The organism is Ohtaekwangia sp. (assembly GCF_036568665.1).
Taxonomy (GTDB): Bacteria; Bacteroidota; Bacteroidia; order Cytophagales; family Cyclobacteriaceae; genus Ohtaekwangia.
The window spans coordinates 1-15,338 of record NZ_DATCSD010000272.1 but is presented as its reverse complement, the minus strand read 5'-3'; the positions used below and the strand labels follow the sequence as shown (position 1 = coordinate 15,338).

Genomic DNA, 15,338 nt, shown 5'->3' with positions numbered 1-15,338 from the left:
AAATCAACGGATCGTGTATTTGCCGGGAACATTTTTTCGGTAACACGGTTTGTTTATTTTTGCAGCGTCTTTTCTTCCGGCTCCGTATTTCAATGGATAGAATTTAAGATTCCGATTCTTAAGATGCAGGTTCGATTCCTGCCGGGGCTACACCAATACTGAAAGCCTGAAGTCGTAGAGATTTCAGGCTTTTTTGATTGGAAATGATCTTCTTCTCTTAATTATTTTTCAGTTTTTTTGCTTGAAAACCATTTTATAATGGCGGACCACATTGGTCAAAGAAGACACTTACTTTTGATCAAGGGTTATAATCGAGTATATATCTTCATCGCTGTATCTCCTCTTGAATATCGCAGTTCAATGGATTAAACGATCAAAACAGCATGATCCATCGTATTGCATTTCTTCTCTCGGAACGGACTATATCAATACTGTTATCGATTCTTTCGGGCGAGTAGTGTAGTTGCGTCAGGCATAAATTTGAAATACCGGTTGGTGCATCGTAATGTAGTCAGGTCTCTGCGAAGACATTTTCGTTATCAATAATCTTGGATGTATTTTTACTCTTGCTGTTTTTCATAATGCTGCGTACACCCGATGTCGGGAAAATTATAAATAAGACTTTCAACTTCTATGAGATGGATAACGCGTGAACATCCGAAGATCGATCGTATAGCTTGCCCATGGCTGATCAGGCGTTTCGTTGACAAGGATGCTGAAATTATATATGTGCCCTTTGATGAGGTCGTGCCGAAGTCGAAAGAATGGAATGCTATCCCTTTTGATTTGCCAGGCGTTGAATATTCGCATTATGGTGACGAGTGTACATTCGACTATATTATTAAAAAACATAAACTGAATGATGCTGCCCTGAACGTGTTAGCAGTAATTGTACGGGGTGCCGATACAGATCGGCATGATATAGCCAGTCAGGCGGCAGGGCTTTGGGCAATTTCTGCAGGACTTGCCTACAACACTAAAGATGATCATGAACTCCTTGAAAAAGGAATGATGTTATACGATGCACTCTACAGCTGGGCAAAGTATCTGCAGAATGAAAAGCATACGCAGAATCCTATTGAAAACCTGTTGCTGGATGTGTATAAGAAATTTCTGAAGAAAAAATCGGGCTCACGAAAAATACCAGCGTGGGCACAGGAGTTAAAGGAGATCATTCAGGATCAGATCGATACTAATTTAAGTCTTTCACTCCGTGAAGTATCACAAAGTCTCAATGTTCATCCATCGTATTTATCAAGAGAATTTTCAAAGTATTTTGATGACCTTTCTTTTGGTGATTACATCAGAAAGTTACGCATCGAAAAAGCTATGCAGCTCCTGGATGAATCCAGTCATACGCTCTCGGAGATTGCTTACCTGACAGGCTTTTCCGATCAAAGTCATTTTAACAGGATATTCAAAAAGCATACTGGTATAAATCCGAAGGACTATCGGAAAAAATCTCCAAAAAAGTAAAGCAGATACAAAACGTAAATTTTATACTATACTCTTGCTGCTATACGCAATAATATTGAATAACTTATTCAATGGAGTATGACCAGGCGTTGCATCATCCTTATTATATTTTTCAACATCCTGACTTTTTCCGTTCAGGTATGCCAGGCACAGGCAACGGCAAAAGCTGTGCATCATCGCGAGCAACTGTGGCTGGGATTTTTTAACCAGACAAGGCTCACCAATAAATTTGGTCTATGGCTGGATGTTCACTACCGGCAAACAGATCACTTCATCGACCGGCCTTTTCAGTTTTTGTTTCGTCCGGGAGCCACGTGGTTCATTCAGGATAACCTGCGCTTCACTGCCGGCTATGCATTTGTGAATCATTTTCCGGCCAAAGGATTGGATACTTCACGACCGGAGCACAGAGCCTGGCAACAGATATGGTGGAATCAAAAATATACGGGACTCACAACGCTTCAATGGCTGCGGCTCGAAGAGCGTTTCAACAGGAAGATCGCGAACGATGAACTGCAGGAAGGCTATAATTTCAATTATCGCCTCCGCTATAACATGGCGTTCTTTATTCCTCTGAAAGGTAAAGAGATTGTGCCACGAACACCTTTTATAGCCGTTATGAACGAAGTGTTTCTGAACTTTGGTGGTAAGATCGTATATAATACATTTGATCAGAATCGATTCTTTGCCGGTATAGGCTACCAGTTTACACAACGTCTGAATGCTCAGCTGGGATATATGAATATCTATCAGCAGGAAGCATCCGGTGACAGCTATATATCAACAAACGCCATCCGTTTGTTTTTCTTCCATACACTGGACTGGCGTAGCAAAGTATAACTGCTTAAAAATTACAGTCATGAAATGGATTACACGAGAGCGTCCTAAAATTGATCGCATCGCTTGTCCCTGGCTGATCAAAAAGTTTGTAGATCACGAAGCAGAGTTTATTTATGCTCCCCGGGAGCAGGTGCTTCGTAAAGCTGCAGAACTGAATGCTATTCCTTACGATATACCCGGTGCAGAATATTCGCATGAAGGTGAGCTATGTACGTTCGACTATATCGTTCGAAAGCATAACATTACCGATCCGGCCGTTCAACAGATGGCCACGATTATTCGTGCTGCCGATACGGATAGTTTTGGACTTGCTCCACAGGCAGCCGGCTTGTGGGCTATATCTGCAGGGCTTTCCTACAATTATCAAAATGATCATGAACAGCTTTCTATTGGAATGAAAATGTATGATGCCCTGTATAGCTGGGCCAGGTTTGTTCAGAATGAAAAGCACAACTGGTCTCCTAAACTATAAGTATATAACATGATGCCCGCGTATTCGCTGAAAGATATAGTGATTTATTTTCTGAAACTTGGTACCTGGGGATTTGGTGGCCCCGTAGCCCTGGTAGGGTATATGCATCGCGACCTGGTGGAAGCCAGGGGGTGGATTACAGAAGAAGACTATAAAGAAGGTCTTGCATTATCGCAATTGGCACCAGGGCCGCTGGCAGCACAACTGGCTATATATATAGGATATGTACACTATCATCTGCTGGGAGCTACCCTTGCGGGGCTTGCCTTTGTTTTACCTTCTTTTTTAATGGTGTTGGGTATAGGATACGCTTATACTCTGTATGGAGGCTTACCCTGGATGCAGGCTGTATTCTACGGAGTAGGTGCCGCTGTGATTGGAATCATCGCTATTGGAAGCTATAAGCTAACGACCAAAAGTATAGGCAAGGAAAAATTACTCTGGGCTATATTTATTGTTTTAGCGATAACAACATTTATTACGGAAGAAGAAATACTGGGGCTGATACTGCTGGCCGGTGTTATTGTATGGTTTGTTAAAGCTCCGCCCTCGTGGTTGCACGTTCGTGCGCAAGGTATATTTCCGATTATTATAGCACAGGTTCAGTCTGTTACACATTCGAGAACAGGAGAGATAGCCTGGTTTTTTACGAAAGCTGGTACTTTTGTTTTTGGAAGCGGCCTTGCTATTGTTCCGTTTTTATATGGTGGTGTAGTAAAGGAATATCATTGGCTCACGGAGCAACAGTTTCTGGATGCTGTAGCCGTAGCCATGATAACGCCCGGTCCTATTGTAATTACGGTAGGCTTTATCGGATATATAGCGGCCGGTATACCAGGAGCTTGTGTGGCAGCGCTGGCTACATTTGTGCCCTGCTATTTGTTTACCGTTATACCGGCACCATACTTCAAGAAATACGGAAAGCATCCGGCTATAAAAGCATTTGTAGACGGAGTAACAGCGGCTGCTATAGGAGCTATTGCCGGAGCTGTGCTGGTGCTGGGTAAACGTACGCTAACAGATTTACCGGCAATAGCAATGGCGTTAGCAACAATTGCTATCTTGTTGAAATTTAAAAAGCTGCAGGAGCCCATAATTATTGGGGTTGCAGCACTGGTCGGTATACTTCTAAAATCAATTTTATGAATCGTAATGAATTTCTGAAGACATCAGCGATTATGGGTGGTGCATCCATCTTGCCGCTGAACAGTGCATTGGCGCAAAGCCTGCAGCAAACAGGTCTAGATAAGTTGACTGATAAAGATGGAAACTTTGCCTTGCAGTCGCTGCCGTATAATGAAAATTTTCTCGAGCCCTCGATGGACCAGGAAACTGTGCATCTTCATTATACCTTTCATCATGGCGATGCAGTAAAGGCTGCGAATAAAGATTTGCAGATGATAAAGAAATCGATGGATGAAAATAATCTTGAGACGGTTGACTACTGGACAAAGAAATTATCCTTTCATTTATCATCGCATATACTTCACACTATTTTCTGGACCAATCTCACAAATAAAAAAACGGATCCCTCCGGTGTATTGCTAAAGCAAATTGAAAAGGACTTTGGCTCCTACGATAAATTGAAAGCATTGATCAGTAAAACCTCTAAAGGTGTTGACGGCAATGGCTGGGGAATACTCGGCTATCAACCCTATACCCAGAAGCTTACCATACTGCAATGCGAGAACCACGAGAAGCTTACACAATGGGGTGTTATACCTATACTCGTTATCGATGTATGGGAGCATTCTTATTATTTGAAATATCGCAACCGCAGAGCAGAGTTTGTCGATAATCTTTTTCCTATTATCAACTGGGATAATGTTGCCGAGAGATTTAATGTTGCTTTGAAAATCGGATAGGATATGAGATAGTCTATCCGTTTACACCAGCATTGAAAGCCTGAAGTTGCAGAGACTTCAGGCTTTTTGCTTAGCATGCCACCGGAAATATAGTATATCTTTTTAAGATGAATAAACTGGCTATATTGGGATTTCAAAGATCATGTTATATGTACGTTACTAAAAAATACATTACGGCCGGCACCAGTATATTGCTAGTGGTTGTTTTGGCTTTTGCCCAATGCAAAAGTAAAAAAGAAGAAACTGTGGTGCAGGAGAAGTCACCTTCCGCTCGTCAGCAGGCAAGGTTCGATTCACTGAAATTCGTTACTGTAAAAAATGAAAAGCTGTTAACCGTTACGGTTCGGTCATCGCCAAAGATTACAGGTTTGCAACGGTTGGATATTACAAATGCTATCAACCAGGTTGTTAACAGCGATCTGGCTACGATCACAAACGGATTGAATCGCGATGCGATCGATAACTATCTGAATGATGTAAACGGTTTGCTGCAGCAACTTATGGCTCCCTATATCCTCCGGGGACTTGATCTCAGCGCTGATTCTGTTACACGCAACCACATTATAAATTTCCTTGAATTAAAGTTGAAGTATGATTCATTGCTGTCTTCCAAAGCAACTGAAAATACAGTGGTAAACCGGCTTGAGAATACAACAGCGCTGCTTCATAAACTGGATTCGATCTTTAAAAAAGATGAAGTTCTCCGCGATTTGTTTGGGCAATGATAGAGGTATATATAAAGGTTGCTCAGATGTTGCTCCTCTTTCTAAACTGAATGATGGGATTTGCATCTACTTTCCATTTTCCGTTTTTAAAATTCATTTCAATGGGGAAGGGCCAGCCGGGTGCAATTATTTTTACTTTCTTGCCGTCCTCTGAAACAGGTATACTTCGAATAGGTTGCACGTCTGAAATCTCTTGTAACTGAACGGCTATACCTTCAGGATATGCTGCTTGCCATAATAAATGGGCATCGTGGTGTTCTTCAATCAATGACCTTAACAATAGTTCGTCTCCAGATAAAAGAGCTTTGTCAAATTGTCTGAAAATTTTCTCTGCTTCTCCTTCCTCTGCTAATTGTCCCACGACATATTGAATCAATTCATCATCGTCTGATATCTCTTCTCTCAAACGAATAAACTCGCTGATGTTTTCCTCTATTAACCGGAATGCATCATTATCATCTTTAGCGCAAGAGATTATAACAGAGCCCCAGGTGTAATTTCCAGGAAATGAATTACGGGCACATACAAATCGATCGAAAATATCTACACTGATCGGTACGTTATTTCCGAATCTGTATCCATCAATGAAAGCAAGAGTTTCTTTTACAGAGCCTCCTGTATACATAGCCGGTTTTTTACAAATGTGTCCAATCAATTCCAGGAAGGGAAATTCTTTCATGTTAACTATGCCTGACGCAAAAACGAATATAATATGGTTGCCTGATTTTTCTATGTAAGACCCATGTGTTGGGTTTGATGGAACTTGAAATATTTTGAAAGAGACCAGATCAGTAACTTTTCTGGTTACAAAGAAAGAAACATTCATTTTTTACCTTCCATGTAAATCCGTTTTTTGATTTTGACTTCAATTCCAAAGAGTCTTGAATAACTGTCACACTGTCACTTATTTACTTTGTTGGTTTCTGTGTTGGTAATCAAGCAGATATATACTTATCCGGTATAAGTCTGGGTGTTCATCTTTCACATAAGGGAAGTGTAGCGCCACTGGGCAATGCGTTGGTATAAATTTACTTTCTGTTAATACAGTTTGTCGCTGTAGAAATGCTATAGTCCCTCGCTCAATTGTACCTCACTGTAAATCAGGAGATAGAAAAAATGTTGGTTACTGAAAATACCCTATCTGTAATACAGGGATGGATTACATTTTAGTAAGTAATTAAAAGTCTAAAAATTAGCATTTAGTATGAATCAAAGATATAGCTTTGCTAAAGATAACCCCTGTATTTAGGTATATATGCTTTAGGCAGTACACCGCTGGCGCGTGCGTTTCTTAAAGACGCTGAAGCATTTTCACAAATCGTACATTTTAAAAAAAGCATTTTTATATTCATGATAACCCAAACTCAGGTCGAAGAGGTTCACAGCCTTCATGATCAAACGCCCGTGTTAAACTCCCTTGTACACACGAAAGGAAGCTAGACGTAATATTTCTCAGGAAGGAGTAAAGCATACCCGCTTTTATTCGCCTTCACAAATGAAAACTATACCCTATTAGAAATCTCTACCCGGAGCATGTCTCTGCCATGCTCAATTCAGAACAAATGATATGAAAGAATCTCTATGGAGGCGCACGGCCTTGTATATAGTTAGGCATACGCGGCAGCCGATACAAAATGCCGTGTTCGTATTCGTTATGCTGGCAGCAATCTCCTCGAACAATGCTTCAGCTCAGGAACATTTCTATCCATACTATTATGTAGTGGTGGGAGGTTTTGCCATTCAGAAAAATGCTGAACGCTTTACCACGTATGTTCATGGGCTCAACTATCCTGCACGATATGCCTTCAATGCCAATCGTAAATTATACTACGTGTATGTGCGTGTGACGAAAGACAAGCAGAAGGCGCGTGAAACAACGTACAAGCTCCGGCTCGAAACGGAATTTCAAAAAGCATGGATCTATAACGGACCGTTGGAAGGAGAGAAGGTAGCCGAAGCCACTGCCGAAGCAGATGAGGCTGAAAATGCCGAGCTCAACAAAGATGCTGAACTCGTTAAAGATGCTGAACCCGGTAAAGACACGAAATATATTTCTACCACTCCTGTTGTTGAGCAACCGGCAACCGACAAGCCCGCTACAGCAAAAGACTCTGCAGCCACTACTCCTGCTCAACCAGTTGAACCTCGTAAAAAGAGTTTTGTTTTTCAGTTGACAAGCAGTGCTGACAATAAGCCTGTAAAGGGCAGAGTATATTTACTGGAAAAAGAACCCGATGATAATGCAGCGCGCTATGAAGCGAATGAGCGCGTATCGGTGGTAGCACCAGGCACCGGTAAACTGATTGTAGTGTGTAACCTGGTTGGGTATAAATTAGCGAAGCGAGCTTTTAATTATGAGGACCCTCTGAAGAGTATAAAAGGAGCTTCTATAGGTGCAGAGCAGGAAGTAATTATACCGATAGTGCTTACTCCGGTAGGTCGTGGCGACTATATCGAACTGGAGCATGTAAAATTCTTTGATAAGTCGGCTATCATGACGCCAGCATCGGAAGATGAGCTCCTGGGGCTGGTAGATTTAATGTCGAACCCGCATTGTAAGATCAGGCTATATGGTCATACCAGCAACGATGCATCGGGCGACATCATAACAAAAGGTAGCAGTGAAAATTTCTTTGCACTTGATGCAGCAAACAATTCTTCTCACGGCTCGGCCAAAGAACTATCGCGACAAAGAGCGGAAGCTGTTAAGGCTTACCTGGTGAGCAGAGGTATTGCTGCCAGTCGCATTGCTACCAAGGGATATGGCGCCATGCTGGCCATCTACGAAAATGCTACTGCCAACGATCGGATTGAAATAGAGATTATCAGGAACTGAAAATGATATATACTATATCTTATCAATAAGCCGGTAAATCAATAAAAGACAGCGTCAGCATCTACTTGTGAAAAGCCTGAAATTGTAAAAAACGATTTCAGGCTTTTTTGTGTTTGAAAGGTTAATCCGATAACTTGTCATGGTGACTTTAAATTTGTGTCTGCATGAAGGATGGTATAGCCAAGTATAAATTTAAGCCCGGGCTGGCGTTGGAATTTGAGATACTTTCCGTTAAAGACCTGTATAGGAAACATAAAGATATTCTCACCTCACCACATCGGGCAGACTTCTATCATATACTGTGGATTCACAAAGGCAGCGGCACACACCTGGTTGATTTTTTACCAGTGAAGTTTACGAAAGATTCTGTCTTGTTTATTAATAAAGGAAAAGTACACTTCTTTGATTCATCCGAAAAGTTCGAAGGAACGCTGATTCTCTTTACCGATAATTTTTTCTGTCGAAATGAAGCCGATGTAAAATTTCTGCATGGCACAATCCTGTTTCACGACTTGTTGGATACTGCAGCGCTGACATTCCAGGAACAGAAAGATACTTTTTATAGTATACTTCACTTGATGAAGGCGGAACTCCTGCAGCAGGACAAAGAGTATCATCAGGATGTTCTTCAAAATCATTTGCATAATTTTTTAATGCTGGCCGATCGCGAAAAACGGAAACAGGGATTTACCGAAATTTCCAAAGGAGCTGATCTGGACTATACCCTGTTGTTTAATGAATTGCTGGATGTTCATTTTACCAAAGTGCGATCAGTAAAAGAGTATGCCGATAAAATTCATATATCCGAAAAACGACTGAGCAAGGCCACCGCCAAGATTCTGGGCAAGACACCGAAGGAAATAATCAACGATCGCGTATTACTCGAAGCGAAAAGATTACTCGTACACACCAATCAGTCGATAAAGGAAATTGGTTTTCAATTAGGCTTTGCAGAGCCTACGAACTTCATCAAATATTTTAAACTGCAGTCAGGTACTACGCCATCTGAATTTCGCGAGTCACATCTCTGATCAGCCCTTCCGAAAAGTATCATGCAAGGGCGTACTTTGATCTTTTATAGCGCACCCTGTTCCGGCACCTTTGTATCGTAATCAAGTACGATATGAACAACAACTCCCAAACAGTATTAGTCCTGGCAGCCCTTATAATGGTTGTTGCATCAGCAACAGCTCAAAAGAAAGGAAGTGCTAAAGCGACAACCAATTCATCAACCGTAAAAACAGAGCGTATGACAAAGAAAGAAAAAGTAGTGGCTTTATTGAAAGCTATAGAGACAGGTGCTACAGAACCTGTAGGGTATATAAATCCAAACAAATATACCCAGCACAACCTGGCGGTTGCCGATGGCCTCGCGGGCTTTGGCGCCTTGTTGCAGGCATTGCCGCCTAATTCTGCCAAGGTAAATACAGTAAGAGCCTTTGAAGATGGCGACTTTGTATTTACGCATACGGAGTATAATTTCTTCGGCCCGAAGATCGGCTTTGATATTTTTCGCTTTGAGAATGGATTGATCGTGGAGCATTGGGATAATTTACAGGAGACAGCCAAACCTAATCCAAGCGGACACACCATGATCGATGGGCCAACGACTTCAACAGCATTGAATGAAACAGAAGCGAATAAAAAACTGGTGAAGCAGTTTGTGGAAGATATACTGGTGAATGGAAAAATGGATAAGCTTGCCGGATACTTTCATGGCGACAATTATATACAACACAACCCGCTGATTCCTGACCAGCTTTCCGGTTTAGGTAAAGCATTGGGCGAGTGGGCCAAACAAGGAATCACCATGAAGTACGACACGATTCATAAAGTATTGGGGGAAGGTAATTTTGTGCTCGTGGTAAGCGAAGGACATCTTGCAGGCAAGCTCAACTCTTTCTACGATCTGTTCAGAGTAGAGAATGGAAAAATAGCCGAGCATTGGGATACGATTGAACTCATTCCTGCCAAAGCCGAGTGGAAAAATAACAACGGCAAGTTTTAGAAATATATAGTAAGTGGTGAGAACAGGTTGATTGATAGCCGTTCTCATCATTTTTTTGGTGCAATAATTTTGATGCTGGCGATCAATCTATATATACCCGTTGTATTTTACTTGAAGATTTATCTTCAATTCTCAATCAGCGAATGGTCAACCCTGGTATTGGTATAGCACCCTTTCGTTGCGCGAACCAGTATAGCAACATGAAATTCGTGGTATTCGGGTGTGAGGTCAGGCTTTAGCCACACACACTGTACCCGGTCTTCATTGACCGATTCAACCGTCACCAGTTTTTCTTCAGAGGGAAGTCGTACGATGTCGCCCACGTTGAAAGCAGATTCTTTGCTGTGTTTATTCATCACCAGATTATTTTTTCTATTTGTTGAATGGCATGTTGAAATTCATAAAGCTGATCGCCCAGTATATAATCACTTTCTTCGCACAGTATAAGATTTACCGTATCGTTCAGGTCGTTCTCGGCTATCACTACCGATTTATAGGTTTGCGGAAACCGATGTGACATGGAGTTATCCATATAGAAACGGTCTGTTTCAAGCAATGTATAATCGTATATTTTTAATCTTTTGGTTGTGATCAAATCCTTGATGCGCTGCGGAAATATAACTTTAAGCTCCTGTTCTTTAAGTGAAAACGAATCGTTGTGAAGCTGATCGGGATAAAAGTCGATAGTAATCTTTTTGATCCTGTTCATTTTTTTGATATAGTATAGATGCTTCTGTTCATTCATGAGTTTATAAAGCATGATGTCTTCCCGGTTGCCGGCAATACGATTGAAGAGAATTTCCTGTACATCCGTCTTGCCGAGGTAAGGGAGAATTACTTCTTCGTAATAAGTATAGCTGTTGGGCTTTCGATTGCTCATGGTTAGAAAGTTATACAGGCGCTGGCGGTATTCTGTTTTTCTGTTTTCGAAATGCTGAAACGGTATATTTCGCAGCATGAGCTTTATAGTAGCAGGAACCGTAAGTATACCGGAAAGCCTGCATGCTCCCGGAGAGGTAATAATTCGATCCTCTCTATATTCGCGGCAATGTAGCGCCAACAGGAACCAGTCGATATGTTCTTCGATCATAAACGAACCAGCCGATACCCAATCGATCGCTGTGTTTTGAAACAGATCGAACCATGACCATCGCTCTTCAAATTGCAGGATAAGCTCGCTGCTCCAGGCAAGGTTTTTATTTCTGCTAAGCGAAACCCAATCAAGCTCTTTTGTATAGCATGCTATAAAGTCTGTTGTGAGTGGATGAAACTCGCAGATGTGTGCTATAAATGTATTCCACTTGTTATTAACTATATATTGAAGCGTCATAGGTAGATTTGAGTAAGGTATATAGGAAGAAGGTGCCGATTACTCGGCACCTGTTACAAAGCGGGGGTCCGTGAAGAGTCTAACAATCAGACACCGGGAAAGACACTACAACCGAAATGTTACCGCAGCGGTGATTCTGTCTTCCGACTTGCGTAAGTCAGGTCTCCATCCATTCGCAGGTGTATCGCTCCATCCGTCAGGAGATGTTGTTCCACCATGGCCGGTGAAGTACGGCACATTCGCATTTCGGTGGCCATACTCCAGGCGGAACGTTACGTGGTCGCTGGGCATAATATCAAACGTAGCTGTACCCTGAAATATATTCAGCTTCTGTTTAGGATCTGCTGCCATAGCATCGTTGAAATCATTATCCGCTACAGGCGAAGGCGAGAAGGCCAGATATATACCCGGATTGGTTATTACATCGCCACGCAGTGTAAGCGCAAAACGGTTTTTGTGAAACCATATACGGTTTGCCAGCGATGTGCCGGCCATATACTGATCAGATGCCTTTACACCATCACCACTTTGAAAGCCATAGTGCGTGTTAAGACTCAATGCTGCCTGCGATATACCATTGGAAGATGTATTTTTATAGTATCGCGCAACGATACTGTTGTCGTGGTGAAAGCGGATGCGCGAGCTGCTGCGTGTATCCGTACCGTAGTAGAAGTTGGCCACCAGTTGCAGGTTGTCGTTCGGGCGGTAATAGTTACTGTTACCAAAGCCTATACCTTTGCTCCAGCTATTATAGGTTTGCCAACCGTTCAGCAACCACAATTCTACTTTATACTTCTTGGAAGGAAACGCCTGTACTCTTGCTCCGGAGAAGTAGAATGGAGTAAAATCACACACCATGCTTCGCTGGTAATTCCAGTTCTCGCTCAGTACAAAACTTTCGAGACCTATATAGCTCATAAATATACCCATCTCTACATTAATGCCATGCCATTTGTTAAAGTGATACCCGGCCGCTGCTTCACGGATATATTTCAGGTTCGATATACTTGTATTTCTGCCTCGACCAACACTTCCGTCCAGGTCCTGAACGATGCTTCCCATCTGCCCGTACTGAAGCCACACTCTCCCGATTATATTCTTATAGTAACTCTCAAAACCAACCGATGCCATGTTGATGGTAAACTCGTTGGTTCTGCCAATACTGCTGCTGATCGTTTGCGTATTGTCTTTTGGATTGGCGAAGTTATAGTTGAAATACGAGTCAACGTAAGCTACGCCGGTTAATATAGTCTCACCGGTTTTTTTGTCTTTTAACGTAAGCGGAAAATCCTGCTGACGATTCTGCCCGTTGATCCATGAAAGATCCATACCTTCAAAAGGTACTTTCGGTATAGTATCATTCTGCGCCCGGACGCTTGTAATGAAAAATATAAGCAATGCTGTCAGTTGTAGTTTTGATTTCATAAAAGTTTACTGGCTGTATGTTATTTAGGTTAAGGATGAATGTTTAGTTATTCTCAGAAGCATTACGACTCGTAGCGATGGCTATCGATTCGGTATATAGCCGCGAAACTTTAAATTGTTTTCTCGCAGAGTCGTATGTATATAGATCGGATGCTCCTTTCAGACGGTCGTCCAGGAAATTGTGGAATGCATCATTTTTTGGAAAAGCTTTCTTCAGGTTGGCAATCGTCAGTTCCTGTACTATACCATCAGCAGTGGTGCTGAAATAATAGTGTACTTGTTTAACAACACCTTTGCCCTGTACCAGCACTTCGCGGGTATATATATAGAACCCTTCGGTACCCGCAACCTCATAGGTGTTTTTATTATATATTCTGTACGCTGTATGGCAATGACTATAGCCATAGAGAGAGGACTTGGTAAAGCGCTGGGCGTTGGCACCTTTGCCAATAATAATATGAGCGTTATCGAAAATCGGATTAACCCGGATCTTCTCCGTGCAGGGAACCGCCGCGGAGAGCTTATTATTCTCAAAGTCAGAAGCTGTGAGATATACACCGGTTTCTGTTGTTTGCGCTATAGCGACTGCCAGTGGCAGAAGGACACACGCAGCGGTAAATATACTTTTCATGTTTCGTTGTAAAGTTTGGATCAGGATTATAGCATTAGTTGAATACTCCGGAGAAGCGTGCCATCCATGCCACCCAGATAATTATTTGAAAGCTCTCTTCCATTTCAGTTGAAATTTTTGACGATGTGTAGCCTATCAGCATCTGCACGAAATGCCGGGTAGTACACATAAACTGTAGAAAATACGTGTTCATGTTTTTGAAAATTTGGAGAGACGTTGGCAACAGGTATGCCCTCTTGTCAATAGCCTTGCTAATCAGAGAATTGTATACAAATCGATTTTCTCCGACCCTTCGGAATCCGAAAGGTATTTCTGAAACTGATCAGTAAAGAGATATACCGGTATGGCATGTATTAAAAATAGGTTAACCGAATGGTGGCTATACTAAATTTTTATATGTACCAGAGGAGATTACACCCGATAGTCATTAGTGTGCAACAATAAGTACATATTTAGTTGTGAAAAGAATTTATTATCAGTAACTAGAAACAAAGTATATATACATGATTTGCACAATTTATTCGCACCGTTTAGTCTTTGACAGAATTGTTGAGATATTGAAGAGTACATTTCCGAAAGGAGAAATCTCGCTGGGTACGCAGGATGAATTCAGGATTGCTGAGATCGAGTTGAAGGGAGGACTATTCAGTTCTTCAAAAAAGCTGAAGATCGCTTATCGGGAGAGAAATGAGCCTTCCTATCAGTTACCGGATATAGAGGATAGCCCGCTGACAAAAAATCTTAAAGGTTTGTATGGTTTTGTAAGTTCACTGCCTGCTAAAAATACAGAAGTAAAAGAGTTGTTTCTGCGAAAGATCCAGACACTTAATTGTGAGTTCTCTGTTATTGTAGAGAAAGGTGAAATAAAGGAGTTGAAGTTATTGATAGAAGATCTGGCGAAAGAATTTGACGCTATAGCATTTGCGCAGCCCAATACCGTTATAAGTCGTGCACAGGGACAGCATTTTTTAGACGGAGATTTAAGGCTGCTATTGGATGGACAAGGTAACTCTGAAGTTACTGACGTGAGTATATCGATCGATGCATCTTATTTCGATGGAGAACAAACAGAACTCACAGAAAGGCAGCTAGTTCGCAAGACGCGAAGCGAAGAGATACTGGAACGGTATCGTATTAATATAAATGAGAATCTGCCCTGTATAGAAGATGAAGAAGAGACCGTGATACGATCGCCACGGGAAGTAGCCACAAGAGTTAGTATTTTAGCAATAACCAATCTGGTAGCGTTCAATAATATTAGTGGTGAAGAAGCCATAGCGTATCTGAAACAATATGCGCTGTGGGATGAAGTTACACCGAACGAGAAAGAGTTTCTGCAGAATCCAACCGATGCTAAAAAGAATAATGAAACATGGAAGTGTGAGTGCATCTGGGTATTGATGTGGGCGCTGAATAAAGTGGAAGATCTCGGTTTCCCGAGTGAGTTATGCAATCTGAATAACATTGATCCCAACGATTATCCTATAGGGAGGAGTGAAGACCCTAATGACTTTATTAATTCAGTAACCAGTTGTCGCGCGAAAGAAGAGATCCTGGATGCCAACGATCTATACTATAGAATGGACTGGGCTTGCGTAGATGCACGCATCAACCAACGACCGATCGAAGAAGTACACCCCAGTGTAGTATACGAACGACATTATGCTCTGAACTGGCTGATAAATTATATGGACCAGCCGTGGGACGATGTTAGTTGTGATACATAGTAT

Annotated in this window: 16 protein-coding genes and 1 tRNA gene; 11 read left to right on the top strand and 6 right to left on the bottom strand. The window is 41.8% G+C overall.

Annotated features, from left to right (window positions below):
• Positions 1–78 precede the first annotated feature (78 nt).
• The 7 genes from VIN08_RS15125 (at position 79) to VIN08_RS15095 (ending at position 5,378) form a co-directional block, all read left to right on the top strand.
• Positions 79–150, top strand: a tRNA-Arg gene (locus tag VIN08_RS15125).
• Between the two features lie 483 nt (positions 151–633).
• The gene (locus tag VIN08_RS15120; protein ID WP_331966777.1) at positions 634–1,476 is read left to right on the top strand and encodes a chromate resistance protein ChrB domain-containing protein; all 843 of its coding nucleotides are present in this window, start codon (positions 634–636) and stop codon (positions 1,474–1,476) included.
• Positions 1,477–1,554: 78 nt separating this feature from the next.
• A complete protein-coding gene (locus VIN08_RS15115; RefSeq protein WP_331966775.1) occupies positions 1,555–2,316 on the top strand; it encodes a DUF2490 domain-containing protein in 762 nt (253 codons plus the stop codon).
• 19 nt (positions 2,317–2,335) lie between these two features.
• Positions 2,336–2,788, top strand: a complete 453-nt coding sequence (locus VIN08_RS15110; RefSeq protein ID WP_331966773.1) for a chromate resistance protein ChrB domain-containing protein — start codon at positions 2,336–2,338, stop codon at positions 2,786–2,788.
• A 9-nt stretch (positions 2,789–2,797) separates the two neighbouring features.
• Complete coding sequence (locus VIN08_RS15105; protein ID WP_331966771.1) at positions 2,798–3,934, top strand: chromate transporter; 1,137 nt, start codon at positions 2,798–2,800, stop codon at positions 3,932–3,934.
• Positions 3,931–4,653 (top strand): superoxide dismutase, encoded by a 723-nt coding sequence (locus VIN08_RS15100; RefSeq protein WP_331966769.1) that lies wholly within the window; start codon positions 3,931–3,933, stop codon positions 4,651–4,653. The genes VIN08_RS15105 and VIN08_RS15100 overlap by 4 nt, the downstream gene beginning before the upstream one ends.
• 149 nt (positions 4,654–4,802) lie before the next feature.
• The gene (locus VIN08_RS15095) at positions 4,803–5,378 is read left to right on the top strand and encodes a hypothetical protein (RefSeq protein ID WP_331966767.1); all 576 of its coding nucleotides are present in this window, start codon (positions 4,803–4,805) and stop codon (positions 5,376–5,378) included.
• A 22-nt stretch (positions 5,379–5,400) separates the two neighbouring features.
• On the opposite strand, the gene VIN08_RS15090 is transcribed toward VIN08_RS15095, so the two are convergent.
• Complete coding sequence (locus VIN08_RS15090) at positions 5,401–6,057, bottom strand: hypothetical protein (protein WP_331966765.1); 657 nt, start codon at positions 6,055–6,057, stop codon at positions 5,401–5,403.
• A gap of 888 nt (positions 6,058–6,945) precedes the next feature.
• Between VIN08_RS15090 and VIN08_RS15085 the strand changes: the two genes are divergently transcribed.
• The 3 genes from VIN08_RS15085 to VIN08_RS15075 all read left to right on the top strand — a co-directional run bounded on the left by VIN08_RS15085 (position 6,946) and on the right by VIN08_RS15075 (position 10,222).
• Positions 6,946–8,214 carry an OmpA family protein gene (locus VIN08_RS15085; RefSeq protein ID WP_331966763.1) on the top strand — a complete coding sequence of 423 codons (1,269 nt, stop codon included), beginning with the start codon at positions 6,946–6,948 and terminating at the stop codon, positions 8,212–8,214.
• 164 nt (positions 8,215–8,378) lie between these two features.
• The gene (locus tag VIN08_RS15080; RefSeq protein WP_331966761.1) at positions 8,379–9,245 is read left to right on the top strand and encodes an AraC family transcriptional regulator; all 867 of its coding nucleotides are present in this window, start codon (positions 8,379–8,381) and stop codon (positions 9,243–9,245) included.
• Between the two features lie 92 nt (positions 9,246–9,337).
• A complete protein-coding gene (locus tag VIN08_RS15075; protein ID WP_331966759.1) occupies positions 9,338–10,222 on the top strand; it encodes a nuclear transport factor 2 family protein in 885 nt (294 codons plus the stop codon).
• Positions 10,223–10,347: 125 nt separating this feature from the next.
• On the opposite strand, the gene VIN08_RS15070 is transcribed toward VIN08_RS15075, so the two are convergent.
• The 5 genes from VIN08_RS15070 to VIN08_RS15050 form a co-directional block, all read right to left on the bottom strand.
• Complete coding sequence (locus VIN08_RS15070) at positions 10,348–10,578, bottom strand: hypothetical protein (RefSeq protein ID WP_331966757.1); 231 nt, start codon at positions 10,576–10,578, stop codon at positions 10,348–10,350.
• On the bottom strand, positions 10,578–11,552 hold the full coding sequence (locus VIN08_RS15065; RefSeq protein ID WP_331966755.1) for a hypothetical protein: 975 nt from the start codon (positions 11,550–11,552) through the stop codon (positions 10,578–10,580). Before VIN08_RS15065 ends, VIN08_RS15070 begins: the two co-directional genes overlap by 1 nt.
• A 105-nt stretch (positions 11,553–11,657) precedes the next feature.
• The gene (locus VIN08_RS15060; protein ID WP_331966753.1) at positions 11,658–12,977 is read right to left on the bottom strand and encodes an outer membrane beta-barrel protein; all 1,320 of its coding nucleotides are present in this window, start codon (positions 12,975–12,977) and stop codon (positions 11,658–11,660) included.
• Positions 12,978–13,020: 43 nt separating this feature from the next.
• Positions 13,021–13,608 carry a hypothetical protein gene (locus VIN08_RS15055; RefSeq protein ID WP_331966751.1) on the bottom strand — a complete coding sequence of 196 codons (588 nt, stop codon included), beginning with the start codon at positions 13,606–13,608 and terminating at the stop codon, positions 13,021–13,023.
• A 34-nt stretch (positions 13,609–13,642) separates the two neighbouring features.
• The gene (locus VIN08_RS15050; protein ID WP_331966749.1) at positions 13,643–13,801 is read right to left on the bottom strand and encodes a hypothetical protein; all 159 of its coding nucleotides are present in this window, start codon (positions 13,799–13,801) and stop codon (positions 13,643–13,645) included.
• A 310-nt stretch (positions 13,802–14,111) separates the two neighbouring features.
• Between VIN08_RS15050 and VIN08_RS15045 the strand changes: the two genes are divergently transcribed.
• On the top strand, positions 14,112–15,335 hold the full coding sequence (locus VIN08_RS15045) for a DUF4272 domain-containing protein (protein WP_331966747.1): 1,224 nt from the start codon (positions 14,112–14,114) through the stop codon (positions 15,333–15,335).
• The last annotated feature ends 3 nt before the right edge of the window (positions 15,336–15,338 follow it).